Source organism: Pseudomonas sp. GW822-FHT06D10 (assembly GCF_058799535.1).
Map to the genome: position 1 here is coordinate 294,453 of NZ_JBXALN010000003.1, position 25,623 is coordinate 320,075.

The following is a 25,623-nucleotide window of genomic DNA, read 5'->3' on the forward strand; positions in this document are numbered from 1 at the left end:
TCCGCGAGGGCGACGCCCGGCCCAAAGGCCTCTTCGCCGGCAAGCCGGCTCCTACAGAGGGGCGGTGTAGCGGGCAGGCTTACTGGATGTCTTCGGGCTTGACGATCACCCAGTTCTTGTCGGCGGTCACCGGCAACCCTTCCTTGGCCTGGGCCGCGGCGTGCTTGGCGATCATGCCGTTGAGCTGGGTCATGTACTTGTCCTTGCGGTTGATCCACAGGTGGATGCCGCCCTTGGCCACGTCAACATCGTGGAACAGCATGTAGCCGTCGCTGGTGGGGGTGTCGCCGCCCACCAGCACCGGTTTCTTCCACTCGTCGATGTAGGTCAGGATCGCCGCATGCTTGCCCGCCATCCAGGTGGCCGGGGTCCACAGGTAGGGGGTCAGTTCAAGGCCGAGGTTGGCCTTCTCGTCATATTTGCCTTCGCTGATCTGCTTGCGCGCGGTGGTCAGGGCGCCAGTCTTGCGATCCTTGAGCAGGGTGGTCACGCCGATGACGTTCTGCGGCTTGACGTTGTAGCCGTACTTGGGATCGGCGGCGACCATGCGCACCAGCTCTTCGGAGGCGGCGGTCATCACATAGACCTCGATACCGTTCTCCATCAGCTTGTTGTACAGCTCGGCCTGGCCGGTGAAGACCTTGGGCGGGTTGACCTCGATGGTCTTGACCACATCACCGTCGTAATAGGTGCTCGGCACCGGCTTGCCGGAAGCCATCAGCTCATCGACATAGCCCTTGAGCTCCTTGAGGGTAAAGCCGGAGAACACCTGGGCGACCCAGGGGTAGCAGACCATGTCGTCGATTTCACAGAGGCGGTAGTAGTAGCTGAACAGGCTTTCCTTGTGCTCGGCGGTGTCCTTGAACGGGATCAGCTTGAGCGACGGGTCAAGCGTGTCGCGGGTAATCAGGCCCTTGTTTTCCATGAAGGGCAGCAGGGATTCTTCCAGGTCGTAGCGGTAACTGGTGTTGTCCATGTCGAACACCGCGTAGTTACCCTTGTTGGCATTGGCCGCGATCATCGCGTCCAGCTGCTTGGCCTGTTCCGCGGGCCAGTGCTTCAACTCGGTGGCCAGGGCCTGGCCGGCGAGGCCCAGGCAGAGTGCGACTGCGAGCAATTTCGGAGCGAGTTTCATCGGCGGTTTTCTCCCTGAGTGAAAGCCTTCGACGCTAACAAATCCCTGTGACAGTTCTCGTCTCCACGCGACCGCTTGCGTCCCGTAAGCGCCAGCCACATGCGCCTGAACGTCAATCGCTTATTCCAAAAACGACAGTTGCCATGCGATATCGTTATTAATTCAATAGATTTCAAGCTGTTAGGCTTGCCGGTTCGCAATCGCCCTGAGCCGCGATTGGCACAAGCCTTATCGGAGCCCCAATGAATCTGCCGCTGTTCCTCAACCTGCTGGTGTTCCTGGCCTTGCTGCTGGGCCTGGCACAAACCCGCCATACCACCTGGAGCCTGGCCAAGAAAGTCCTGCTGGCCCTGGTGCTGGGCGTGGTCTTCGGCATCGCCCTGCACAGCCTCTACGGCGCCGGCAACCCGGTGCTCAAGGCCTCCATCGCCTGGTTCGACCTGGTGGGCAACGGCTACGTGCAATTGCTGCAGATGATCGTCATCCCCCTGGTGTTCGCCTCGATCCTCAGCGCCGTAGCCCGCCTGCACAATGCTTCGTCCCTGGGCAAGATCAGCTTCCTGACCATCGGCACCCTGCTGTTTACCACTGCCATTGCCGCGCTGGTGGGCATCGGCCTGACCAACCTGTTCGGCCTGACCGCCGAAGGGCTGGTGGCCGGCACCCAGGAGATGGCCCGCCTGCAAGTGATCCAGAGCGACTACGCAGGCAAGGTGGCCGACCTCAACGTGCCGCAGCTGCTGCTGTCGTTCATCCCGCAGAACCCCTTCGCCGACCTGGCCCGGGCCAAGCCGACCTCGATCATCAGCGTGGTGATCTTCGCCGCCTTCCTCGGCGTCGCGGCGCTGCAGCTGCTCAAGGACGATGCCGACAAGGGCCAGAAAGTGCTCAACGCCATCGACACCCTGCAAGCCTGGGTGATGCGCCTGGTGCGCCTGGTGATGAAGCTCACGCCCTACGGTGTGCTGGCGCTGATGACCAAGGTGGTGGCCGGCTCCAACCTGCAGGACATCATCAAGCTGGGCAGTTTCGTGGTGGTGTCCTACATCGGCCTGGGGCTGATGTTCGTGGTCCACGGCCTGCTGGTGGCACTGGCCGGGATCAACCCGCTGCGCTTCTTCCGCAAGGTCTGGCCAGTGCTGACCTTCGCCTTCACCAGCCGCTCCAGCGCCGCCAGCATTCCCCTGAGCATCGAGGCCCAGACCCGGCGCCTGGGCATTCCCCAGTCCATCGCCAGCTTTGCCGCCTCGTTCGGCGCCACCATCGGCCAGAACGGCTGCGCCGGCCTGTACCCGGCCATGCTGGCGGTGATGGTTGCCCCGACCGTGGGCATCAACCCGCTGGACCCGCTGTGGATCGCCACCCTGGTGGCCATCGTCACCCTGAGTTCCGCCGGCGTTGCAGGCGTGGGCGGCGGCGCAACCTTCGCCGCGCTGATCGTGCTGCCGGCCATGGGCCTGCCGGTGTCTCTGGTGGCGCTGCTGATTTCCGTGGAGCCGCTGATCGACATGGGCCGCACCGCGCTCAACGTCAGCGGTTCGATGACCGCAGGCGCGATCACCAGCCAGGTGATGCAGCAGACCGACAAGGCGCTGCTGGACGCCGATGAGCACGAAGAACTGGCTCAGGCCTGATTGATCTCTTCGCCTGCCCGCCGGCTCCTTCGGGAGCCCGGCTGGCTGGCGGAGCGCTCAGCGCTTCTCCCACACCTCGAAGCTGTACGCCGGCTTGTCCCCTTCCGCCGGGTTCGGCACCTCTGACACCCGCTTCCACTGCTGTTCATCGAACTCCGGAAACCAGGCATCGCCTGCCGGGCTCAAGGCTACCCGCGTCAGGTACAGGCGATCCGCCTGCTCCAGGCCCTGGCTGTAAAGCTGTGCGCCCCCGATCAGCATCAGCTCGCTGGCGCCCTGCTCCAGTGCCCATTCCTCGGCCCGTTCCACCGCAGCCTCCAAAGACGGGTAGACCTCGGCACCTTCGAGCACCAGGCCGGTCTGACGACTGACCACGATGTTCAACCGCCCCGGCAACGGCCGGCCGAGAGAATCCCAGGTCTTGCGCCCCATGATGATGGGCTTGCCCAGGGTGGTGGCCTTGAAGAATTTGAAATCCCCCGGCAAATGCCAGGGCATGCTGTTGTCGACGCCGATCACGCGGTTTTGTGCGAGGGCCGCGATCAGGCTGAGAGGGAGAGATTTTTTCATGCCGGCGAGGATACCAGAGGACCAGGACCTGGCAACGTACCCCGATCCGCGCTGCAGCAGTTATGCTCAGCGCACTTTTGAGCGATGGAATGACGCGTGACTGCACTGACACCCCTGCAACGCCTGTGGCTGACCGAAACCGTGCGCCTGCGCGAGGAACACGCCGGCCCGCTGGAAGATCAGGAAGCCAATCGCCTGGCCCGCAACCAGGGCGGCGACCTGGCGACCCGGATCCAGAACCGCGCCCTGTGGCTGGCCCAGCGTGACGGCCTGCACAGCGCCCTGCTGCACTGGCACCAGGGCGCACGCCTGGCCCTGCTGGCGCTCTCGGTTCTGGCGGTGATCAGCGGTGCCGGCCTGGCCTTCAGCGCCCTGGGCAGCACCCAGCAACCGGTGAACGTGTTCTGGGCCCTGGGCAGCCTGCTGGGAATCAACCTGATCCTGCTGCTGAGCTGGCTGGCAGGCCTGCTGTTCGCCGGCGAGCACGGCGCCAGCCTGGGCCGCCTGTGGCTGTGGCTCAGCGAGAAATTCTCCCGCGATGCCAAGGCCGCGCAGTTGCCGCCGGCCCTGCTGCTGTTGCTGCAACGGCGCAAGCTCAACCGCTGGGCCCTGGGCAGCCTGATCAACGGCCTGTGGTGCCTGGCCCTGTTCAGCGCCGTGGTCATGTTGCTGTTGCTGCTGACCACCCACCGCTACAGCTTTGTCTGGGAAAGCACCCTGCTGGGCAGCGATGCCTTCGTGGCCATTACCAACACCTTGAGTGCCCTGCCTCGTGGCCTGGGCTTTGGCGCGCCGAGCGTGGCGAGCATCCAGGCCAGCACCCGGGATGTCTACAACACCGAACTGATCCGCCAGTCCTGGGCCATCTGGCTGGTGGTGCTGGTGACGATCTACGGCGTGCTGCCGCGCCTGCTGCTGATGCTGTTCTGCCGCTGGCGCTGGAAACACGGGCAGGCGCGCCTGCAACTGGACCTCAACCTGCCGGGCTACGCCCAATTGCGTGAGCGCCTGATGCCCAGCAGCGAGCGCCTGGGGGTCAACGATGCGGCCCCCGAGCAGTTGCACCGGGTCGAAGGCGGCGTCAGTGCCCAGGACAGTAGCGGCGCCCTGCTGGTGGCCATCGAACTGGACAACCAGCGCCCCTGGCCGACGCAACTGCCGGAGAGCGTCAAGGACGCCGGCATCCTCGACAGTCGCGAGTCGCGCAGCCGCCTGCTGGAGCAGATGAGCCGTTTCCCCCCGGCGCGCCTGGTGATCGCCTGCGACCCGCGGCGCTCGCCGGACCGAGGCAGCCTGGGGCTGATCGCCGAACTGGCGCGCAACGCCAGCGCCACCCGGGTCTGGCTGCTGCAAGCCCCGCCCGGCCAGGCCCTGGACGCCGATCGCCTGGGCGACTGGCACAGCGCCCTGCACCAGCTGCAGCTGCCCTTCGCCGATTGCGCCCCCCTCGACTGGCTGGAGAACGGTCATGACTGATACCCGCCACAAGCCACTGAAACTCGCCGTGGTCGGCCACACCAACGTCGGCAAGACCTCGCTGCTGCGCACCCTGACCCGGGACGTGGGTTTTGGCGAGGTCTCCCATCGCCCCAGCACCACCCGGCACGTGGAAGGGGCCCGCCTTTCGGTGGATGGCCAACCCCTGCTGGAGCTCTACGACACCCCCGGCCTGGAAGATGCCATCGCCCTGCTGGATTACCTGGAGCGCCTGGAGCGCCCGGGCGAACGCCTGGACGGCCCGGCGCGGATGGCGCGGTTTCTCGACGGTAGCGAGGCTCGCCAGCGCTTCGAACAGGAAGCCAAGGTCCTGCGCCAGCTGCTGGCCTCGGACGCCGGCCTGTATGTGATCGACGCCCGCGAGCCGGTGCTGGCCAAGTACCGCGATGAGCTTGAAGTGCTCACCGGTTGCGGCAAGCCGCTGCTGCCAGTGCTGAACTTCGTCAGCAGCGCCGAGCAGCGCGAAGGCGACTGGCGCGATGCCCTGGCCCGCCTGGGGCTGCACGCGCTGGTGCGCTTCGACAGCGTGGCGCCACCGGAGGACGGCGAACGGCGCCTGTATGAAAGCCTGGCGCTGCTGCTGGAGCACGCACGCCCGGCCCTGCAACGCTTGATCGACGACCAAGAGGCCCAGCGCCTGGCCCGCCAGCACAGCGCAGCGCGGCTGATTGCCGAGCTGCTGGTGGACTGCGCCGCCTGCCGCCGCAGCGTAGCCAGCGACGCCCAACAGGAACAACAGGCCATAGGCGAACTGCGCCAGGCCATCCGCCAGCGCGAGCAGCGCTGCGTCGAGGCCTTGCTCAAGCTCTACGCCTTCCGCCCCGAGGATGCGTCGGCCAGCGACCTGCCGCTACTGGACGGGCGCTGGGGCGACGACCTGTTCAACCCGGAAACCCTCAAGCAACTGGGGGTGCGGGTGGGCAGCGGCATCGCCGCCGGAGCCGCAGCCGGCGCTGGGGTGGATTTGCTGGTGGGTGGTTTGACCCTGGGGGCCGCGGCGCTGGCCGGGGCTATTGCCGGCGGCGCCCTGCAGACCGCCCGCAGCTACGGCAGCCGCCTGCTGGACAAACTCAAGGGCCAGCGCGAGCTGACCGTGGACGACAGCGTGCTGCGCCTGCTGGCCCTGCGTCAGCGCCAGCTGGTACAGGCCCTGAACCTGCGCGGGCATGCGGCCATGGACAGCATTCGCCTGGCCACGCCGGAGGACAAGAGCTGGCGCGAAGGCAAGTTGCCAGAGGCCCTGAACAAGGCCCGGGCGCACCCGCAGTGGTCATCGCTCAATCCGCAGAAGCGCCTGAGCCAGGCCGAGCGCCAGGAGCAGATCGAGGGGCTGGCTCAACATCTGCTGTAGCCGCTGCCGAGCCCGCGAGGCTGCGCAAAGGGCCGCAGGACCTTCAACAACCCCAAAAGCGGCGCCTCCTTCGGAGCCGTTCGCAGCCTACGGCAGCGGCTACAAAAACCAAGCCTGTACCCGCTAAAGCAATGCCAGCGCCTTGTCCTTGAGCACCTGCAAATCCATCACCGGCACCCACATTTCCTTGGCCTGCTCGTCCCAGTGGCGCATGCGCAAACTCACCGCCCACAACGGGTCGAGTTCGAAAGCTGCCGCCTCTGCCGCGCTCATCACCCCACCCTGGTACTCCAGGGTGCGCCGGCTGGCTTCGCTCAGCCGCTGGTAATAACCGGGGTCCTTGAAGGTCAGGTAGCGCTTGGCCTGGACGTGGTATTCCACCAGCCGCGCCAGGCGTTCGCTGAAACCCGCCCGGCGCAGGTAGTCCGCCCCCAGGCGCTCATGGCTGACCACGCCGAAGCCGCCCATGTTCTCGGCATCCTGCTGGCAGATATGCCCGATATCGTGGAAGAACGCCGCCAGCACCACCTCGTCGTCATAACCTTCCGCCAGGGCCAACTGCGCGGCCTGGGACATGTGCTCGATCTGCGACACCGGCTCGCCGATGTAGTCGGAGTCGCCGAAACGCTCGTACAGACCGAAGACCTCGTCGACCACCTGCTGTCGCCGCTCCATCACGCTTCCTCCAGCAGTCGGGCGATATTGCCCTCGGCCATGGCCGGGCCAACGCTCATGCCGACCCCGGTGTGCATCAGGGCCACATGGACCCCGGGGGCCGCCTCCAGGAAGGAGAACGGCGCCGGGCCGCGCGCGCCGTAGACACCCTGCCAGCGCTCCACCACCCGGACCCTGCAACCCAGGGTCTGCTCGGCCAGTTCGAGCAGCCAGTTATCCACCTGTTCAGCATTGAACGGTGAAGGATCGCTACCGTAATCGTGGGAATCGCCGATGATCAGTTCACCGTAGGGAGTCGGGCTGATCAACAGGTGGATACCATGCTCGTGCAGATGGGGCGCCTCGCGCAGAATCTGCGCTTGCACCGCGGCGGCTTCCGGCAGGTCGGCGAAGGCCCCGTAGTGCACGCAACTCAGACCGGTCAACAAGGCATGTTGCAGGTTGAGATTGGCCTCGGGCCGCGCCCGGAGCATCTGCAAGCGGCAGATCTGCGGCTGCAAGGCAGCGATCTGATCCGCCAGCAGGGTCTGATAATCGTGCCCCGAACACAGCACGATCCGCGGCGCGTGGAAGTTGCCGGCGGTGCTGCGCAACTGGCCCGGCTGGATATCCCGCACCAGGGTCGAGAAGTGAAACTGCACCCCCAGGTCCCGGCGCAGGTAGTCGATCAACTGCGGGATCGCTTCACGGGAATACAGCTGCTGGTCGTCCAGGCCGTGCAAGGCCGCCCGGTGATGGCGGAACTGGCCGCCGTACAGATCATTCAGCGCCGCGCCCTGGAGCAGCTCGACGCGGTAGCCGTGCTCCAGCGCACGCCCGGCGCAGAAGGCTTCGAGCAACTGCTCCTCGGCTTCACTGCGGGCGAACAGGAAAGAGCCGTTGCGCTTGAGTTGCAGGCCTGCCAACTGTTGCCAGTCGGCCCAGATCTCGCGGCTGGCCCTGGCCAGCTCCAGCATGGTGCCCGGCGGCTGGCCGGTGACCAGGGCCTGGCCGAAGTTGCGCACCGAAGCGCCCAGGGGCGTGGCGCTGCGCTCGAAAACGTGCACCCGCAGACCGCGTTTGGCGGCGGCATAGGCATGGGACAGGCCCAGGATGCCGGCGCCGACGATCAGCAGATCGCTGTGATTGGTCATGAGTTGTTTCCTGGATGGGGAGCGCCTTCGCCGGCAAGCCGGCGAAGGCGATTGATCGGCTACTGCTTGGCAACCTTTTCCGACTTGCCGTCATAGCGCTTGCGCCATTCGGCGAGGATCTCGTCGCGGTTCTTCGAGGCCCAGGCAAAGTCGTTCTTGATCAGGCGCTGCTCGTAGTCGGCCGGCAGTTCGGTCTGCGGCTTGGCGATGCCCGGCTGGGCCAGCACGGCGAAGTTTTCCTTGTACAGCTCCATGGCCTCGGGGCTGGCGGAGAAGTCGGCGAGTTTCTTCGCCGCCTCTTCATGAGGCGTGCCCTTGATCACCGCGGTGGCTTCGATTTCCCAGCCCAGGCCTTCCTTCGGCAGGACAATGTCCAGCGGCGCGCCCTGGCGCTTGAGCTGCACGGCCGGGTACTCGAAGGAGATGCCAATCGGGAATTCACCGGCGGCGGCCAGCTTGCAGGGCTTGGAACCGGAGTGGACGTACTGGCCGATGTTCTGGTGCAGCTCATCCATGTACTGCCAGCCCTGCTTCTCGCCGAAGGTCTGCAGCCAGGCGCTGACGTCGAGGAAGCCGGTGCCCGAGGAGGCCGGGTTGGGCATGACGATCTTGCCTTTGTACTCGGGCTTGGTCAGGTCCTGCCAGCTCACCGGCTTGGTCAGGCCCTGCTTTTCGGCCTCCACGGTGTTGAAACAGATGGTGGCGGCCCAGACGTCCATGCCGACCCAGGCCGGTGGGTTGGCGGCGTCGCGGTAGTTCGGGCCGATCTTGCCCAGATCCTTGGGCGCATAGCTTTGCAGCATGCCCTGCTGGTCGAGGATCGCCAGGCTGGACGCGGCCAGGCCCCAGACCGCATCGGCCTGCGGGCGGGCTTTTTCCGCCAGCAGCTTGGCGGTGATGATCCCGGTGGAATCACGTACCCACTTGATCTCCACGTCCGGATTGGCCTTTTCGAAGGCTTGCTTGTAGGACTTCAGTTGCTCGGCTTCAAGGGCGGTGTAGACCGTCAGCTCGGTTTTCGCAGCAAAGGCGTTCAGGCTGACAGCAGAGAGGACGGCAGCGGCAAGAGCCAGGGGCTTGAACATGGTGCGGTTCCTTAGTGAGTGCAGATCAGAGTGGGGGTGGGTGAAGCGCATCAGTGGCCCGGCGTGCCCTGGCGCCAGGCCTGGGAACGGCGCAGCAGGCCGCGCGAAGCCCAGGCCAGGAGCAGCGAGACGCCGGCGGAGGTGAACAGGATCAGGGTCGACATCGCCGCGGCGCCGCCGACGTTGCCGGCGTCGTCCATGTTCAGCACGGCGACGGCGGCAAGGATGGTGTCCGGGCTGTAGAGGAAGATGGCCGCCGACACCGTGGTCATGGCCGAAACGAACAGGTAGCGCACGATATCCAGCAGCGCCGACAGGCAGATCGGCACGGTAACCCGCAGGTAGTGCCGGTACAGCGGCGCCTTGAGCGACAGCGCGGCGGCCTCGAACTCGGCATCCAGCTGGCGCAGGGCGGTGGTGGCGGTCATCTGCGCGGTGGTCAGGTAGTGGGCGATGGTGCACACCACCAGCAGGGTCATGGTGCCGTAGAACACATGCAGCGGGTTGCCATTGAGGTTGAAGAAGAAGACGTAGCCCAGGCCCAGCACCAGCCCGGGCACCGCCATGGGCACGAAACTGAGCATGCGCAGCGCCAGGTTCAAGCCGCGCTGGCCGTTGGTCTTCTCCATCAGGTAGGCGCCGGTAAAGATCACCACGCTGCCGATCAGCGCCGTGCACAGGGCCATGGTCAGGCTGTTGCGGTAGGCCAGCCAGCCACCGCCGGCGGTGTCGTTGAACTGGTAGTGGTTCAGCGACAGCGACAGGTTGTAGGGCCAGAATTTCACCAGCGACGAAAACACCGCCATGCCGAACACCAGCAGCAGGGCCGCGCAGATCAGCAGCATAATGGCCAGGTAGCAGCCATCGCGCAGTGGCGACGGCGCAGGCTTGAATACCTGGGCACGGCCGCTCATGGAGTCGCCATGGCGCCGGCGCAGCCAGGCGTCGACACCGAAGCTGAACAGGGCCGGCAACAGCAGGACCATGCCGATCAACGCGCCGCGGCCGAACTGCTGCTGCCCCACCACCGCCTTGTAGGCTTCCAGGGCCAGCACCTGATAGTCGCCACCCACTACCACCGGCACACCAAAGTCGGTGATGGTCAGGGTGAACACCAGGCAGAAGGCGGCGAACACCGCCTGCCGGGTCGCCGGCCAGGTGATGCTGCGAAAGGCCTTGGCGGGGCTGGCGCCCATGCTCGACGCGGCGTCGAACAGCCGCGCGTCCGCCAGGGACAGCGCCGAGAGCAGGATCATCAGGGCGTGGGGAAAGGTGTAGATGACCTCGCCGAGGACGATGCCCCAGAAGCCGTAGATGTTCTCGGCGAACAGGCCACGCAGCATCCCCTGATTGCCAAACAGATAGACCAGGGCAATGCCCGGGAGCATCGACGGCGCCATCAGCGGCAACAGCGACAGGCCGCGCCAGATGCCCTTGCCGGGAATCAGCGTGCGTTGCAGGGCGTAGGCGAACAGGTAGGCCAGGGGCACGACGATGGCGGCCACGCTGAGGGAGACTTTCAGGCTGTTGCCCAGCAACCAGTGGAAGTTTTCGCTGGCCACCAGCTCGCGAGCCGCCAGCCAGCCTCCGCCCTGCCCGGCCTCGGCGCTGAAGCCGCGCCAGAAGATCGCCAACAGGGGCAACAGCACCGCTACACCCAGCAGGAGCAGAAGCAGGACCTTGCCGCCGACGACAAAAATGCGGTCGCCGATCTCGGCACGAGAAGCCTGGCGCGCCCGCTTGGCGGGTAGCGGCAGGGACATGTGCGCAGTCATCTTAGGCAAACACCTGGAGGCTGCGCGGCGGCAAGGCGACCCAGATATCCTGGGCCCCCAGGCGCGGCATGGCTTCCGGTGCCAGCTCGGCCAGCAGCGCATGCCCCGGCAGTTGATTGAGTTCGAAGCTCATGCGGCAGCGATTGCCGAGGAAGGTGATCTCGCGGACCTTGGCCGGGAACAGGTTTTCCTCGTGCACCAGCGGATTCACGCTGATGGCTTCGGGACGGCAGAACAGCCGGCCCGAGGCGGTCTTGGCCGAGCCGTCGGCCAGGCGCACATTCATGCCGCCAACCTGGGCATGGCTGTCGCTGTTGCGGCTGAAGGGCAGCCAGTTGCCCTGGCCGACGAATTCGGCGACGAACGGCGTGGCCGGACGGTCGTAGATTTCCTGGGGCGTGGCGTACTGCTCGACCTTGCCGTTGTTCATCACGGCAATGCGGTCGGCCATCAGCATGGCTTCGTCCTGGTTGTGGGTAACCATCAGGGTGGTGATCCCCAGGCGCCGCTGCAGCTGGCGCAGCTCGGTGCACAGGTGCTCGCGGACCCGTGCGTCCAGCGCCGACATCGGCTCGTCCAGCAGCAGCAACGACGGCGCCGGGGCCAGGGCACGGGCCAGGGCCACGCGCTGCTGCTGGCCGCCGGACAGCTGACCGGGGTACTTCTTCTCGCTGCCGGTCAGCCCCACCAGTTCCAGCATCTGCGCCACGCGCTTGCGCGCTTCTTCGCGGCCACTGCCGGACAGGCCGTAGGCGATGTTGGCTTCTACCGTGAGGTTGGGGAACAGCGCGTAGGACTGGAACAGGATCCCGTAGTCCCGGGCCTGGGGCGCCAGCAGCGACACGTCCCGATCCCCGAGGTACAACTCGCCCTGGTCCTGGCGTTCCAGGCCGGCGATGCAGCGCAGCAAGGTGGTCTTGCCGCAGCCGGACGGCCCCAGCAGGCACACCAGCTCACCGGCAGCGACGTCCAGGGACACGTTATCCAGCGCGGTGAAGGCACCGAAGCGCTTGTGGATACCGCGCACCTTCATCGGTGCACCGGGGTTGCTCAGGGCAGTTGCAGCGGAGTTGTTCATGGACGCACCTCATCTAGCAGATGAGGCAAATCCTAGAGTTGCAATGCGTCGGTCATATGGCAGTAAGGCAAAAACGACCGATAGTGGTATTCAGGGATTTGGGTTCACTTGTAAATCATGTTCTCGCGAAGGCATCGGCATGGCCGATGCAGATCTTTCAGGCGGGAGCCATTTCCTGGGCCAGGCCGAGAAAGGCGGCGGGCAGGCGCGCGTTCTTGCGCTCCTTGAGGCAATACAGGTACTCGGCGATCTGCGGCGCGTTTTCGATGGTCAGGACCCGCAGTTGCGGGTCGTGGGGCACTTCCTGGCGGGCAATGATGCTGATGCCGATATTGCGCAGCACCGCCTCGCGGATCGATTCACGGCTGCCGATCTCCAGCAGCGGGCCAAAGCTGACGTTGGCGTTCTTCAGCAGACCTTCGGTGAGGCTGCGGGTGGTGGAGCCGGGTTCGCGCATCAGCAGCGTGTGCCCGGCCAGGGCGTTGAGGGGCACGTGTTCCAGCGCCGCCAGGGGGTGATTGCGATGCACCGCCAGCACCAGCGGATCGCTGCCCAGCACCCGGCGGACCAACCGCGAATCCTCCAGCAGTTGCGAGGAAGCGGCCACATCCACCCGATAGTCTTCCAGCGCCTCCAGGACCTGCTGGGAGTTGCCGATTTCCACCGAGACCTCCACCTGGGGCAGGCGCTGGCGGAAAGTCTTCACCAGATCGAGGATGTAGTACGGCGCGGTGGCGGCGATGCGCAGCGTGCCCTGCACCTGCCCACAGTTGCGCAGGAAGAATTCGATGTCCGACTCTTTCTGCAGCAGCTCCTTGACCATCGGCAGCAGGCGCGCGCCCTCATCGCTCAGGCTCAGGCGGCGCCCGCCTCGGTAGAACAGCTCCACCGCGTACTGGCTCTCCAGGTTGCGGACCTGGGTAGTCACCGTGGGCTGGCTGAGGCCGAGCTTCTTCGCCGCCTGGGTAATGCTGCCCAGGCGGGCGACCATGTAAAAAGCCTTTAGCTCGGCACTCAGCACAGGGTTCTCTCGTTGCTTATTTGCGCAGCAGGCGCAGACCGTTGAACACCACCAACAGGCTCACGCCCATGTCGGCGAACACTGCCATCCACATGGTGGCCAGCCCGGCAAAGGTTACCCCAAGAAAGATCGCCTTGATGACCAGGGCCAGGACGATATTTTGCTTGAGCACCACCGAGGTCTGGCGCGACAGGCGGATAAACGCCGGGATCTTGCGCAAATCATCGTCCATCAGGGCAACATCCGCGGTCTCGATGGCGGTGTCGGTGCCCGCCGCAGCCATGGCGAAACCGATTTCGGCGCGGGCCAGGGCCGGTGCGTCGTTGATCCCGTCGCCCACCATGCCCACCCGGTGGCCCTGGGCGTACAGGTCTTCGATGGCCTGCAGCTTGTCGGTGGGCAGCAGGTCGCCCCGGGCCTGGTCGATACCCACCTGGGCCGCGATGGCCTGGGCGGTATGCGGGTTGTCGCCGGTGAGCATCAGGGTCTTGATCCCCAGCTCATGCAATTGCTGGATGGCTTCGCGGCTGGATTCCTTGACCGTGTCTGCCACGGCGAACAGCGCCAGCGGGCCATTGCGGTCCAGCAGCAGGACCACGGTCTTGCCCTGCTTCTCCAGGGCGAAGAGTTTTTCTTCCAAAGCCGGGGAGCACAGGCCCAGCTCTTCCACCAGACGATGGTTGCCCAGATGGTACAGCTCGCCATTGATCTCGCCGCGTACGCCTCGGCCGGTCAAGGCCTCGAAGTTATCCACAGGGTGCATGGCCAACTGCTTATCCACAGCCGCCTGGGCAATGGCCAGGGACACCGGGTGGTCGGAACGCCCTGCCAGGCTTGCAGCCAGGGCCGGGGCGGTGTCCTGGGCCAGCGGGTCCAGGGACAGGAAGTCGGTCTGCACCGGCTTGCCGTGGGTGATGGTGCCGGTCTTGTCCAGGGCCAGGTAGTCGAGCTTGTAGCCGCCCTCCAGGTAGACCCCGCCCTTGACCAGAATGCCCTTGCGCGCGGCAGCCGCCAGGCCACTGACAATGCTCACCGGGGTGGAGATCACCAGGGCGCAGGGGCAAGCCACTACCAGCAGCACCAGGGCGCGGTAGATCCAGTCGAACCAGACGCCGCCCATGAACAGCGGCGGAATCAGCGCCACCGCCAGGGCGAAGGCGAATACCGCCGGGGTGTAGATTTTCGAGAAGCTGTCAACGAAGCGCTGGGTCGGAGCCCGGGCGCCCTGGGCCTGTTCCACAGCGTGGATGATCCGCGCCAGGGTCGAGTTGTTGGCGGCGGCAGTCACTCGGTATTCCAGGGAGCCGGCCTGGTTGATGGTGCCGGCGAAAACCTTGTCGCCCACAGTCTTTTCCACCGGCAGGCTTTCACCGGTGATCGGCGCCTGGTCGATGGTGGAGTTGCCGGACACGACCTCGCCGTCGAGGCCGATGCGCTCGCCGGGACGCACCCGCACCAGTGCGCCCAGTTCGACGCTTTTCGCTTCCTGTTCGCTCCAGTTGCCGTCTGCCTGCTGCACCGTGACCCGTTCCGGGGTCATCTGCATCAGGCCGCTGATGGCGTTGCGCGCCCGATCCAGGGAACGGGCCTCGATCAATTCCGCCACGGTGAACAGGAACATCACCATCGCCGCTTCCGGCCATTGGCCGATCAGCACGGCGCCGGTCACGGCGATGCTCATCAGGGCATTGATGTTGAGGTTGCGGTTCTTCAGGGCGATCCAGCCCTTCTTGTAGGTGGTCAGGCCACCACTGAGGATCGACACCAGGGCCACCAGGGCAATCACCCAGTCGGGCGCGGCATTGGTGAAATGGATGACCTCGGCAGCCAGCGCGCCGATACCGGACAGGGCCAGCGGCCACCAGGGCTTCTTCACGGGCGCTGCGGCAGGCGCGGCTTGGTCACCCTCCTGTTCCAGGGGTTCGGCGTGCATGCCCAGTGACTTGACCGCCTCGATGATAGGCGCGGTGCTCGGCAGGTCGTGGGTCACCCCCAGCACGCGGTTCATCAGGTTGAACTCCAGCGCCTGGACCCCGGCCAACTTGCCCAGCTTGTTCTGGATCAGGGTCTGTTCGGTGGGGCAGTCCATGGCTTCGATGCGAAAGCTGCTCAAGCGCGCGCCGGCGGTCGGGGTCTCGCTCAGGGTGACCCTGGACGGCGCCAGGCCGGCGGAACCGCAGCAGGAAGCGCCATGGGCGGCATGATCGTGTGCCTTGACCGGCTGCAGCTTGCCCGCGGGCGCATGGGAATGGCTGTGGCCATGGCTGTGATCGTGATCGTGATCGTGATCGTGATCGTGATCGTGATCAGCCTGGGGCTGCTGATCCGCGGTTTTGCGCGGGCTGTGGAGAGAATCGCTCATTAGGGTCCCTTCCGAATTAAGGTGCTTGTTGCCAAGTGAACACCCTGTAGCCACTATAGGGTCAAGCACCCATTCGGAGACGACGGCAATGAAGATTGGCGAACTGGCGAAACTCACCGACTGTCAGGTCGAGACCATCCGTTACTACGAGCGCGAAGGGCTGCTGCCGGAACCGGCCCGCAGTCAAGGCAACTATCGCCTCTACACCCAGGCCCACACCGAGCGCCTGACCTTTATCCGCAATTGCCGCAGCCTGGACATGACCCTCGAGGAGATCCGCAGCCTGCTCAACCTGCGCGACAGCCCCCAGGACCAGTGCGCCAGCGTCAACGCCCTGATCGACGAGCATATCCATCACGTCAAGGCGCGCATCGACGGCTTGCTGGCCCTGCAGGAACAACTGCTGGACCTGCGCCAGCGCTGCAGCGAGGGCCCGGACCTTGAGCACTGCGGAATTCTCCAGCGCCTGGAAGTCAGCGGCTCGGTGGCCCCCAATGAGAGCGAGCCCTCCCATGTCGGGCGCAGCCACGGGCACTGAACCCCTGGCGCGGTTTCAGGCGCCGCGCCGAACGCTGGCCGTCAGCCGCAGATAAGCCCCTTCGAGGATTGCCAGCAGCCGCTGGTCCAGTTGCTGCCAGGCCAGCCCCTGGCGCACCAGCCAGGCGCTGAGCCCCCCCACCAGGCAGCCACCCAGAATGTCGAAAGGGAAATGCACGCCCAGGTAGACCCGTGCCCAACTCACCAGGATCGCCAGGCCCAGCATCACCAGCCCGGTCTTGCGCAGGCTGGCCAGGATCAGCGCGAAAGCCATGGCGAACATGCCACTGGCGTGGTCGCTGGGGAAAGACGCCCCGGGCGCGTGGGCGAGGAAGTTCTGCCCCAGGCCGATCATGAACGGCCGCGGATGGAACCACAGCTCACGGACCAGCAGGTTGCAGACCAGGGCCAGGACAATGCTCAGGCCGGCGAGCAACACGATCATGCGCTGGCGGCGCTCGCCGAAAACCCAGAACACCACCAGCAGCAGCGGCACGCTGAGTACCACCCATTGCGCGAGGAAAACCGCCAGTGCACGCATCGGCATGGACGCCCCGGCACTGGCGTTGATGGCCAGGAACAGGCTGTGATTGAGTTCTTCCATTCGGAGCTCACGTTGAATGTCACAAGGACCACACCCCGCACCTGGCAGGGCTGCTACTCAGAGCGTAGCTGGCCGCCAGGCACAGCCATGCCCGGAACGGCTCCGGGCACAGGTCGATAAGGGCAACAGGATCAATCGACAAGGGCCGCGCGGCCCTTGCTGCAGTAGCTGGATGCTCAGACCGCCATCGGCGCCGTCATGGGCGCGTGGTGCTCATAGCCTTCCAGGGAGAAGTCGCTCGGCTCGATCAGCTCCAGCCACTCCGGCTGGTAGACGCCGGTCTTGGCGAACTCCGGCACACGCTCGGAAATCACCAGCTTGGGCATCGGGAACGGCTCGCGCTTGAGCTGTTCGTTGAGCATGTCCAGATGGTTTTCATAGACGTGGGCATCACCGATGAAATAGGTGAACCAGCGCGGCGTGTAGCCGGTCAGGCGGCCGATCAGGCTCATCAGCGCAGCACCCTCGGTGAGGTTGAACGGCGTGCCCAGGCCCAGGTCGTTGGAGCGGATGTAGAGGGTCAGGGAGATTTCCCGGGTCTGGACATTGGGATGGAACTGGTAAAGCAGGTGGCACGGCGGCAAGGCCATTTCATCCAGCTGGGCGCAGTTCCAGCCGTGGAACAGGATCCGCCGGCTGCCCGGGTCGTTGATGATGGTGTCGACGCACTGGCGCACCTGGTCGATGGCCTTGTACAGCACCACGTAGCCCTGGCCGTCTTCCTCGCCCGCGGCGATCTGCCGGTAGCCCTGGCTCAGCGCCAGGTCGATGGCCGCCTGGTTGCTGGTCTTGATCTGTTTGTAGGCCGGCCACTTGCGCCACTGCACGCCGTAGATCTCGCCCAGGTCGTCGTCGCCCTGGCGGAACGGGTTGGCCAGCCACTGGGCGTTTTCGTTGGCGTTCTGGTCCCAGACCTTGCAGCCCAGCGCACGAAACTCGGCGGCGTTGTTCACCCCGCGCAGGAAGCCGACCATCTCGCCGATGGCCGACTTGAAGGCCATCTTGCGGGTGGTGATGGCCGGGAAACCTTCCTTGAGGTCGTAGCGCAGCATGGCCCCGGGGAAGCTGATGGTGTTCACACCGGTGCGGTTGGCCTGCTTGGTGCCGTTGTTGATGACGTGGGCCACCAGATCAAGATATTGCTTCATGAATTACCTGCATCCTTGAACCCGGGGCACGCCCCGGGGTTCGAATTTATTGCGCCGCGCTCTTGGCCGGAGCGCGATGATAAGCCAGCCAGATCAACCCCAGGCCACCGAGAATCATCGGCACGCACAGGACCTGACCCATGGTCAGCCAGTTCCAGGCCAAGTAGCCCAACTGGGCGTCCGGCACCCGGACGAACTCGACGATGAAACGGAAGATCCCGTAGAACAGGGCGAACATACCGGAAACCGCCATGGTCGGCCGGGGTTTGCGCGAGAACAGCCAGAGGATCAGGAACAGCGCCACGCCTTCCAGGGCGAACTGATACAGCTGCGAGGGATGGCGCGGCAATTGCGCCGGATCGCTGAACGGCGGGAACACCATGGCCCAGGGCAGATCGGTGGGCTTGCCCCACAGTTCAGCGTTGATGAAGTTGCCGATGCGCCCGGCGCCCAAGCCGATCGGCACCATCGGCGCGACGAAATCCATCAGCTCGAAGAAGGTCTTGTTGTTGCGCTTGCCGAACCACCAGGCCGCCAGCATCACCCCGATAAAACCACCGTGGAACGACATGCCGCCCTTCCACACCTCGAAGATCAGCGTCGGGTTGGCCAGGTAGGCGCTCAGGTCGTAGAACAGCACATAACCCAGGCGACCACCGACTATCACCCCCATGGACATCCAGAACACCATGTCCGAGAGCTTCTCCTTGCTCCAGGTCGGATCGAAACGGTTCAGGCGGCGCGACGCCAGCAACCAGGCACCGCCAATGCCGATCAGGTACATCAGGCCGTACCAGTGGATTTTCAGCGGGCCGATGGCCAGGGCCACCGGATCAATCTGCGGGTAAGGCAGCATTGCGACTCCTCGTAAGGGTTAGAACTTCAGATTCCCGGGGCAAACTGCCAGCCCAGGATTAAGCCAGGATTGCGTCACCACTCAGAACAGGAAGCTGAGCCCCACGCAGAACAGTAGCGCGGCGAACATGCGTTTCAACAGGCGTGGCGACAGTTTGTGGGCCAGGCGCGCGCCGATGCGGGCGAACACCATGCTGGTCAGGGCAATGCCCAACAGGGCCGGCAAATAAACGAAACCGAGACTATGGGCCGGGAGCAGCGGATCATGCCAGCCCAGAATCATGAAACTTAAGGCACTGGCCAGGGCGATGGGCAAACCGCAGGCCGATGAGGTAGCCACCGCCTGCTGCATGGGCACGCTGCGCCAGGTGAGAAAAGGCACGGTGAGGGAGCCCCCGCCGATGCCGAAGATCGCCGAGGCCCAGCCAATCACACCGCCGGCGGCCGTCAGGCCCAGCTTGCCGGGCACCTGGCGGCTGGCCTTGGGCTTGAGCTCCAGGGTCATCTGCAGAGCCACCACGAGGGCGAACACACCGATGATTTTCTGCAGGTGCGGGCCGGAGATCGCCTCGGCGGTCAGTGCGCCGAAACCGGCGCCCAGGAGGATACCCACGGTCATCCAGGCGAAGATCGGCCAGCGCACAGCGCCACGCCGATGGTGCTCGCGCACCGCATTGACCGAGGTAAAGATGATGCTGGCCAGGGAGGTGCCGACCGCCAGATGGGTCAGCACCGAGACATCGAAGCCTTGCAGAGTGAAGCTGAACACCAGCACCGGGACTATGATGATCCCGCCGCCCACGCCGAACAGCCCGGCCAGCACGCCCGCACAGGCGCCCAGCAGCAGATAGAGCAGAAATTCCATGGGAGCATCCGAAAAATAGATCGGCATGGTAACGGAAGCGCCGCCCCGGACTCCACTGGATGGCGATGGATACCCGCCGGATCTGTGCGTAAAGTGGGCAAAAACACACAGGGGGCCACCTTAATGTGCTTGATCGTTTTCGCCTGGCGGCCGGGTCATGCTCAGCCACTGATCGTCGCGGCCAACCGTGATGAATTCTACGCGCGGCCGAGCCTGCCCCTGGGGCAGTGGCCGGAACTGCCGCAGATCCACGCCGGTCGCGACCTGGAAGCCGGCGGCACCTGGCTCGGGGTCGGCGCCGAGGGCCGCTTTGCCGCCCTGACCAATATCCGCAACCCGCACCAGCCTCCGGCGCGGCGCTCGCGGGGTGAACTGGTGGCGCGCTTTCTCGCCGGCGACGTGCCCCTGGATGATTATTTGCGCGATGTAGTCGGGCGCTCGGTGGAGTACGCCGGGTTCAACCTGCTGCTGGGCAATGCCGAGCAGCTGTGGCACTACAACGCTCGGGACCCGCAGCCGCAACGGCTGGAGCCTGGGGTCTACGGCCTTTCCAATGCCGGGCTGGATACGCCCTGGCCCAAGCTGCTCAAGGCCAGGGCGGCGTTGCAGGAGGTGTTGCATGATCCACAGCCCCAGGCACTGCTGGCGCTGTTGAGCGACCCGCAGACAGCGCCCTTCGCCGACCTGCCGGACACCGGCGTGGGCTTGGCCACCGAAAGCCTGCTGTCCAGCGTGTTCATCGCCAGCCCCAGCTACGGCACACGAGCCAGCACGGCACTGATCGTCCACGCCGATGGCTCGCGGCATCTGCTGGAGCGTAGCTTCGGCCCCTATGGCGGGCATCTGGGAGAGGTCGAACTGAAGGTCTGAAGCGTTCCCCGGCACGCCGGCTCCCACGAACGCTTCTGTAGGAGCCGGCTTGCCGGCGAAGAAAACAACCCGGTTACAGGGTCTTGCTCGAAGCCGGATTGATCATCCGCGCCAGCCCGAGTTTCTTCAGCGCCAGTTGCAGCGAACTGTGGATAACTTGCGGGTTGTCGATGGTCATCATTTCCGCCAGCAGTTCCTTGGCCTTGGTCATGCTCACCTGACGCAGCATCCACTTCACCTTCGGCAGGTTGGTGGCGTTCATCGACAGGCTGTCGAAGCCCATCGCCATCAGCAGCACCGCCGCCGCCGGATCACCGGCCATCTCGCCGCAGATGCTCACTGGCTTGCCTTCGGCATGGGCATCACGCACCACGTTCTGCAGCGCTTGCAGCACCGCCGGGTGCAGGTAGTCGTAGAGATCGGCCACCCGTGGGTTGTTGCGGTCCACCGCCAGCAGGTACTGGGTCAGGTCGTTGGAGCCCACCGAGAGGAAATCCACCTGGCGCGCCAGTTCCTTGGTCTGGTACACCGCGGCGGGGATTTCGATCATCACCCCCACTGGCGGCATCGGTACGTCAGTGCCTTCATCGCGCACTTCGCCCCAGGCCCGGTGGATCAGGTGCAAGGCTTCTTCCAGCTCGTGGATGCCGGAAATCATCGGCAGCAGGATGCGCAAATTGTTCAGGCCTTCGCTGGCCTTGAGCATCGCCCGGGCCTGTACCAGGAAGATCTCCGGGTGGTCGAGGGTCACGCGGATCCCGCGCCAGCCAAGGAAGGGGTTGTCTTCCTTGATCGGGAAGTACGACAGCGACTTGTCGCCGCCGATGTCCAGGCTGCGCATGGTCACCGGTTGCGGGTGGAAGGCCGCCAGCTGTTCGCGATAGATCGCCAGCTGTTCCTTCTCGCTGGGGAAGCGCTGGTTGATCATGAACGGCACTTCGGTGCGATACAGGCCCACGCCTTCGGCACCGCGCTTCTGCGCCCGGGCTACATCGGCCAGCAGGCCGGTGTTGACCCACAGCGGCATGCGGTGGCCATCGGGGGTGATGCAGGGCAGGTCGCGCAGGGCATCCAGACCCTGGGCCAGTTGCCGTTCTTCTTCCACCACATCGGCGAACTGCTTGCGCAGCACGTCGCTGGGGTTGGTGTAGACCTCGCCGTGGTAGCCGTCGACGATCATCTGGATGCCGTCGACCTTGGAGTACGGCAGGTCCACCAGGCCCATCACCGTCGGGATGCCCATGGCCCGTGCCAGGATCGCCACGTGGGAGTTGCCCGAACCCAGCACCGAGACCAGGCCCACCAGCTTGCCTTCCGGCACTTCGCCGAGCATGGCCGGGGTCAGTTCTTCACTGACCAGGATGGTGTTGTCGGGATAGACCAGGGTCTGCTGGCGCTCTTCCTGCAGGTAGGCCAGGAGCCGGCGGCCCAGGTCCTTGACGTCCGAGGCCCGCTCGCGCAGGTAGGCATCGTCCATCAGTTCGAAACGGTTGACGTGATCGGTGACCACCTGGCGCAACGCGCCCTGGGCCCATTGCCCGGTCTTGATCACGGCCTTCACTTCACTGCCCAGGGAGGCGTCGTCGAGCATCATCAGGTAGACGTCGAACAGCGCGCGCTCTTCAGGGCGCAATTGAGTGGCGAGCTTTTCCGACAGCGCGCGCATATCGGCCCGCACCCCTTCCAGGGCGCTCTTGAACAGGGCCAGTTCGGCGTCGATGTCGGTGACGTGCTTGTCCGGCACCACATCCAGGTCGGCCGGCGGCAGCATCACCACCGCGCTGCCCACCGCCGCGCCGGGCGAGCCCGGTACGCCGACGAACTTGGCTTCCTGAATGCCCTTGCCCTGGCGACCCAGGCCACGGATCGAACCGGTGGCCTCGGCATGGGCGATAACCCCGGCCAGTTGGGCACTCATGGTCACCAGGAAGGCTTCTTCGCCTTCGTCGAACTGGCGCCGCTCCTTTTGCTGGATAACCAGCACGCCCACCACCCGGCGGTGGTGAATGATCGGCGCACCGAGGAAGGAGGCGTAACGCTCCTCACCGGTTTCGGCGAAGTAGCGATAGCGCGGGTGGTCGGCGGCGTTTTCCAGGTTGAGGGGTTCTTCGCGAGTGCCCACCAGGCCTACCAGGCCTTCGTTGGGCGCCATGCTGACCTTGCCGATGGAGCGCTTGTTCAAGCCCTCGGTGGCCATCAGGACGAAACGGTTGGTTTCCGGGTCCAGCAGATAGACCGAGCAGACCTGGCTGCCCATGGCCTCTTTGACGCGCAATACAATAATCCCCAACGCCGCCTTGAGATCCTTGGCGGAGTTAACTTCCTGGACGATCTTGCGCAGCGTATTGAGCATGGCTCGGGGTCGAACTCCGTCGTCAGTCGCGCACTAGCAGGCGCGGGGCAAGCTCTTTGAGAGCGCGGCGATACACTTCGCGCTTGAATGTCACCACCTGGCCCAACGGATACCAATAACTGACCCAGCGCCAGCCATCGAATTCCGGTTTACCGGTCAAATCCATCCGCACCCGCTGCTCGTTGGAGATCAGGCGCAGGAGAAACCATTTCTGCTTCTGGCCGATGCACAGCGGTTGGCTGTGGGTCCGGACCAGACGCTGCGGCAAACGATAGCGCAACCAGCCCCGGGTGCAGGCGAGAATTTGCACATCTTCGCGCTCCAGCCCCACTTCTTCGTTCAGCTCGCGATACAAGGCGTCTTCCGGCGTCTCATCGGGGTTGATTCCCCCTTGAGGAAACTGCCAGGCATCTTGATTGATACGGCGAGCCCATAGCACCTGTCCGGCATCATTGGTCAGAATGATCCCGACATTGGGGCGGAAACCATCGGGGTCGATCACGGCTACAACCTCGCAAACGCATGTCGCCGCATTGTTCCACAAAGCTTGGGAATGCAGCAACGAGGCTGCTTACCTTATGTGCACTCTTGTGAAAAGACCGTATTCTGGGCACCTTTTTCCGCGACTTTTCAGCGAGTAACTGCAATGCGCCTGGCTTTATTCGACTTGGACAACACGCTTTTGGGCGGCGACAGCGACCACGCCTGGGGCGACTATCTGTGCGAGCGGGGCTTCCTCGACGCCGTCGCCTACAAGACCCGCAACGACGAGTTCTATCAGGATTACCTGGCCGGCAAGCTCGACAATGCCGCCTACTTGAACTTCTGCCTGGAAATCCTCGGCCGCACCGACATGGTCGTGCTCGAAGAGTGGCACCGCGACTTCATGCGCGACTGCATCGAGCCGATCCTCCTGCCCAAGGCCCAGGCCCTGCTGGACAAGCATCGCGCTGCCGGCGACAAGCTGGTGATCATCACCGCGACCAACCGTTTCGTGACCGCGCCGATCGCCGTACGCCTGGGCGTGGAAACCCTGATCGCCACCGAATGCGAAATGCAGGATGGCCGCTACACCGGGCGCAGTACCGATGTGCCGTGTTTCCGTGAAGGCAAGGTCACCCGCCTCAACCGCTGGCTGGAAGAGACCGGCCACAGCCTGGAAGACAGCTACTTCTACAGCGACTCGATGAACGACCTGCCCCTGCTGGAGCAAGTGACCACCGCCGTGGCCGTTGACCCGGACCCGAACCTGCGGGCCGAGGCCGAGAAACGTGGCTGGCAGGTCATCAGCCTGCGCGACTAGGCAGCTCGCCGGCGAGCCGGCTGTAGGCGCTGGCTTGCCAGCGAAAAAACCTACGCCGGCTTGGCCACCATCAGATAGAAAATCGCCATGAAGGCCAGGAACGCCGGCCAGCCCAGGGCGAACCACCAGCGCATATAAAGGGTTGCCCGCAGCGGCATCGGCGTCCCGTCCTGCAGGGCCTGCTCGGCCATCTTGTGCACTCGGATCTGCAACCAGACCACCGGCAGCCAGCACAGCCCCGCCACCACATACAGCCCCAGACTCCACATCAGCCACGCCTGCTGCAGCGACCAGCCTGCCAGGTGCACCAGCCCCAGCCCGCTCAACGGCTGGAATACCGCCGTGGTGGCGGTAAAGGCCCAGTCGGCGAACACCAGGTGCTTGAAGGTCACGGCGATCACTTCCACCCGGCCACTGCGCCAGGCCCGCAGGGCGTAATAGGCCGACCCCGCGCCGAGGCCGAACAGCACGGTGGAGGACAGGATATGCAGGGTTTTCAACAGCAGGTAAGCGCTCATTGGTGGGGTTCGGTCCACAGCAGCCATAGGGTCGCCACCATCAGCACCAGGTTCTTGGCGACGGCGGCATAAGGGTCAAACCAGAAGTGCGGCAGGATCAGACTGATGATCAGGGTGTAGCCGAGCATCAGCCCCAACTGCGCTTGCAAGGCCCGCCGGCGCCAGCGCCGCAGCAGCAGGCCGACACCCAGCAGCGCATCACAGAGTGAACCGCCGATCACCGCCAGGGCCGCCCAGATGCCCTGCACGCCAGCCTCGGCCATGATCCGCAGGCCCCAGTCGTAACCCGGGCCGATGCACACCAGCGCGGTACCCAGCCAGATCAGCACCATCACTGCCAGCAACAGCGGGCGCAGGGCCAGTTGGGTGCTTTGCGCCGTCTGCGGCCAGTCCTGCAAGCGGGCCGCCAGCGGCGCCGCGTGATACCCGCAGACCGAGGCCAGCACCTGCGGATCCGCCAGGTTGTCGTGGTGGGCCATGGCCAGGCTCTGCCGGTTCAAGGCTCGCCAGCCCAGACGATCGCCAGCAGCGGCCACCAGCCGCAGCAAGACCGCTGGCAGCTTGAAGTAGCGCGCCGGGCCCCAGCCCTGGGCCGACCGCAGGCGATCGAGCAGTTGCGCCATGGTCATGCGTTCCGGGCCGACCAGGGGCAGAACCATGGATTCCTGCGGCCACTGCCTGAGCAGCGCCAGCACCGCAGCACTCAAGTCCTCTATATGCAAGGGCTGCATCTGCGCCTTGGCGGACAGCAAGGGAATCAGCGGCCAGGGCGACAGCCTCGTCAGCCAGCCGCTGCTGGCACCGCCAGCGCCGAGCACCAGCGAGGGCCGCAGCACCACCGCCGGTACTCCCAACTGCAGCAGGTAATCATCCGCCGCCGCCTTGCTGGCAAGGAACGGCACCTGGGGCAGGATCCCGGCCCCCAATGCGGAAATCTGCAGTACCCGCACGCCCCGGGCCGCCGCCAGATCGAACAGCGCGCGGGTACCCAGGTCCTGGGTCAGGCTCAACGCCCGCGCATCAGTGCTCAACAGCCCCGCGGCGTTGATCAGCAGGTCGGTGTCGGCAGGCAGGGCAAAGGGCTGGGGCTCGCGGCCCAGGCAATCGAGATCCAGCTGGCGCCACTCCACCCCGGGCAACCCCTGGGGCTGCGGGCGACGGCTGGTGGCAATCAGCTGATGGCCGGCAGCGTGCAATGCCGCCAGCAGATGACGGCCGACAAACCCTGTGGCCCCCACCAGAACGACCTTCATG

The 25,623-nt window shown here is 65.1% G+C and carries 23 protein-coding genes; 6 read left to right on the top strand and 17 right to left on the bottom strand.

Translation table 11 applies throughout. The features are described from left to right. Positions 1-79 precede the first annotated feature (79 nt). Complete coding sequence (locus AC1RL5_RS11265) at positions 80-1,135, bottom strand: HAD family hydrolase (RefSeq protein WP_011064054.1); 1,056 nt, start codon at positions 1,133-1,135, stop codon at positions 80-82. 242 nt (positions 1,136-1,377) lie between these two features. Here AC1RL5_RS11265 and AC1RL5_RS11270 point away from each other — a divergent pair, with 242 nt between their 5' ends. After that, positions 1,378-2,769 carry an L-cystine transporter gene (locus AC1RL5_RS11270; protein ID WP_011064055.1) on the top strand — a complete coding sequence of 464 codons (1,392 nt, stop codon included), beginning with the start codon at positions 1,378-1,380 and terminating at the stop codon, positions 2,767-2,769. A 57-nt stretch (positions 2,770-2,826) separates the two neighbouring features. Here the strand turns inward: AC1RL5_RS11270 and AC1RL5_RS11275 are convergent, their stop codons facing one another. Next, the gene (locus AC1RL5_RS11275) at positions 2,827-3,339 is read right to left on the bottom strand and encodes a dihydrofolate reductase (RefSeq protein WP_072451815.1); all 513 of its coding nucleotides are present in this window, start codon (positions 3,337-3,339) and stop codon (positions 2,827-2,829) included. Between the two features lie 96 nt (positions 3,340-3,435). On the opposite strand from AC1RL5_RS11275, the gene AC1RL5_RS11280 reads away from it, so the two are divergent. After that, on the top strand, positions 3,436-4,815 hold the full coding sequence (locus AC1RL5_RS11280; RefSeq protein ID WP_492589343.1) for a DUF2868 domain-containing protein: 1,380 nt from the start codon (positions 3,436-3,438) through the stop codon (positions 4,813-4,815). Then, positions 4,808-6,187, top strand: a complete 1,380-nt coding sequence (locus tag AC1RL5_RS11285; RefSeq protein ID WP_093405357.1) for a GTPase/DUF3482 domain-containing protein — start codon at positions 4,808-4,810, stop codon at positions 6,185-6,187. Before AC1RL5_RS11280 ends, AC1RL5_RS11285 begins: the two co-directional genes overlap by 8 nt. 123 nt (positions 6,188-6,310) lie before the next feature. Here the strand turns inward: AC1RL5_RS11285 and AC1RL5_RS11290 are convergent, their stop codons facing one another. The 7 genes from AC1RL5_RS11290 to AC1RL5_RS11320 form a co-directional block, all read right to left on the bottom strand. After that, entirely contained in the window at positions 6,311-6,862 is a 552-nt protein-coding gene (locus tag AC1RL5_RS11290) for a phosphonate degradation HD-domain oxygenase (protein WP_492589342.1), read from the bottom strand. Then, the gene (locus AC1RL5_RS11295) at positions 6,862-7,995 is read right to left on the bottom strand and encodes a TIGR03364 family FAD-dependent oxidoreductase (RefSeq protein WP_011064060.1); all 1,134 of its coding nucleotides are present in this window, start codon (positions 7,993-7,995) and stop codon (positions 6,862-6,864) included. The genes AC1RL5_RS11290 and AC1RL5_RS11295 overlap by 1 nt, the downstream gene beginning before the upstream one ends. Positions 7,996-8,054: 59 nt before the next feature. Beyond that, positions 8,055-9,080, bottom strand: a complete 1,026-nt coding sequence (locus tag AC1RL5_RS11300; RefSeq protein ID WP_011064061.1) for a putative 2-aminoethylphosphonate ABC transporter substrate-binding protein — start codon at positions 9,078-9,080, stop codon at positions 8,055-8,057. A 50-nt stretch (positions 9,081-9,130) separates the two neighbouring features. Continuing rightward, positions 9,131-10,855, bottom strand: a complete 1,725-nt coding sequence (locus AC1RL5_RS11305; RefSeq protein ID WP_492589341.1) for a putative 2-aminoethylphosphonate ABC transporter permease subunit — start codon at positions 10,853-10,855, stop codon at positions 9,131-9,133. Position 10,856: 1 nt separating this feature from the next. After that, the gene (locus AC1RL5_RS11310) at positions 10,857-11,933 is read right to left on the bottom strand and encodes a putative 2-aminoethylphosphonate ABC transporter ATP-binding protein (RefSeq protein WP_053160346.1); all 1,077 of its coding nucleotides are present in this window, start codon (positions 11,931-11,933) and stop codon (positions 10,857-10,859) included. Positions 11,934-12,090: 157 nt separating this feature from the next. Further along, the gene (locus AC1RL5_RS11315; RefSeq protein WP_072451818.1) at positions 12,091-12,954 is read right to left on the bottom strand and encodes a LysR family transcriptional regulator; all 864 of its coding nucleotides are present in this window, start codon (positions 12,952-12,954) and stop codon (positions 12,091-12,093) included. A 16-nt stretch (positions 12,955-12,970) separates the two neighbouring features. Beyond that, on the bottom strand, positions 12,971-15,316 hold the full coding sequence (locus AC1RL5_RS11320) for a heavy metal translocating P-type ATPase (protein WP_492589340.1): 2,346 nt from the start codon (positions 15,314-15,316) through the stop codon (positions 12,971-12,973). Between the two features lie 88 nt (positions 15,317-15,404). On the opposite strand from AC1RL5_RS11320, the gene cadR reads away from it, so the two are divergent. Next, positions 15,405-15,854: a Cd(II)/Pb(II)-responsive transcriptional regulator gene (gene cadR, locus AC1RL5_RS11325; RefSeq protein ID WP_492589339.1), complete on the top strand. Its 450-nt coding sequence runs from the start codon at positions 15,405-15,407 to the stop codon at positions 15,852-15,854. A 15-nt stretch (positions 15,855-15,869) separates the two neighbouring features. On the opposite strand, the gene AC1RL5_RS11330 is transcribed toward cadR, so the two are convergent. The 4 genes from AC1RL5_RS11330 to AC1RL5_RS11345 form a co-directional block, all read right to left on the bottom strand. Further along, positions 15,870-16,457, bottom strand: a complete 588-nt coding sequence (locus AC1RL5_RS11330) for an undecaprenyl-diphosphatase (protein ID WP_125062293.1) — start codon at positions 16,455-16,457, stop codon at positions 15,870-15,872. A 176-nt stretch (positions 16,458-16,633) separates the two neighbouring features. Further along, positions 16,634-17,605 carry a thymidylate synthase gene (locus tag AC1RL5_RS11335; protein WP_492589338.1) on the bottom strand — a complete coding sequence of 324 codons (972 nt, stop codon included), beginning with the start codon at positions 17,603-17,605 and terminating at the stop codon, positions 16,634-16,636. A gap of 46 nt (positions 17,606-17,651) precedes the next feature. Beyond that, positions 17,652-18,461 carry a prolipoprotein diacylglyceryl transferase gene (gene lgt, locus AC1RL5_RS11340; RefSeq protein ID WP_011064069.1) on the bottom strand — a complete coding sequence of 270 codons (810 nt, stop codon included), beginning with the start codon at positions 18,459-18,461 and terminating at the stop codon, positions 17,652-17,654. Positions 18,462-18,542: 81 nt separating this feature from the next. Beyond that, positions 18,543-19,325 (bottom strand): sulfite exporter TauE/SafE family protein, encoded by a 783-nt coding sequence (locus AC1RL5_RS11345; RefSeq protein WP_026020005.1) that lies wholly within the window; start codon positions 19,323-19,325, stop codon positions 18,543-18,545. A 123-nt stretch (positions 19,326-19,448) separates the two neighbouring features. Between AC1RL5_RS11345 and AC1RL5_RS11350 the strand changes: the two genes are divergently transcribed. Beyond that, positions 19,449-20,195: an NRDE family protein gene (locus AC1RL5_RS11350; protein WP_011064071.1), complete on the top strand. Its 747-nt coding sequence runs from the start codon at positions 19,449-19,451 to the stop codon at positions 20,193-20,195. Between the two features lie 73 nt (positions 20,196-20,268). Here AC1RL5_RS11350 and ptsP read toward each other — a convergent pair whose 3' ends face one another. After that, a complete protein-coding gene (ptsP, locus tag AC1RL5_RS11355) occupies positions 20,269-22,548 on the bottom strand; it encodes a phosphoenolpyruvate--protein phosphotransferase (RefSeq protein ID WP_011064072.1) in 2,280 nt (759 codons plus the stop codon). A gap of 22 nt (positions 22,549-22,570) precedes the next feature. Continuing rightward, positions 22,571-23,050, bottom strand: coding sequence for an RNA pyrophosphohydrolase (locus AC1RL5_RS11360; RefSeq protein ID WP_011064073.1), 480 nt, complete (start codon positions 23,048-23,050; stop codon positions 22,571-22,573). Between the two features lie 144 nt (positions 23,051-23,194). On the opposite strand from AC1RL5_RS11360, the gene AC1RL5_RS11365 reads away from it, so the two are divergent. Beyond that, positions 23,195-23,851: a histidinol-phosphatase gene (locus AC1RL5_RS11365; RefSeq protein WP_093405390.1), complete on the top strand. Its 657-nt coding sequence runs from the start codon at positions 23,195-23,197 to the stop codon at positions 23,849-23,851. A gap of 50 nt (positions 23,852-23,901) precedes the next feature. On the opposite strand, the gene AC1RL5_RS11370 is transcribed toward AC1RL5_RS11365, so the two are convergent. Together AC1RL5_RS11370 and AC1RL5_RS11375 are read right to left on the bottom strand one after the other, a co-directional pair. After that, the gene (locus tag AC1RL5_RS11370; RefSeq protein ID WP_011064075.1) at positions 23,902-24,369 is read right to left on the bottom strand and encodes a DUF2269 family protein; all 468 of its coding nucleotides are present in this window, start codon (positions 24,367-24,369) and stop codon (positions 23,902-23,904) included. Then, the gene (locus tag AC1RL5_RS11375) at positions 24,366-25,622 is read right to left on the bottom strand and encodes an SDR family oxidoreductase (protein ID WP_072451821.1); all 1,257 of its coding nucleotides are present in this window, start codon (positions 25,620-25,622) and stop codon (positions 24,366-24,368) included. The genes AC1RL5_RS11370 and AC1RL5_RS11375 overlap by 4 nt, the downstream gene beginning before the upstream one ends. Position 25,623 lies beyond the last annotated feature (1 nt).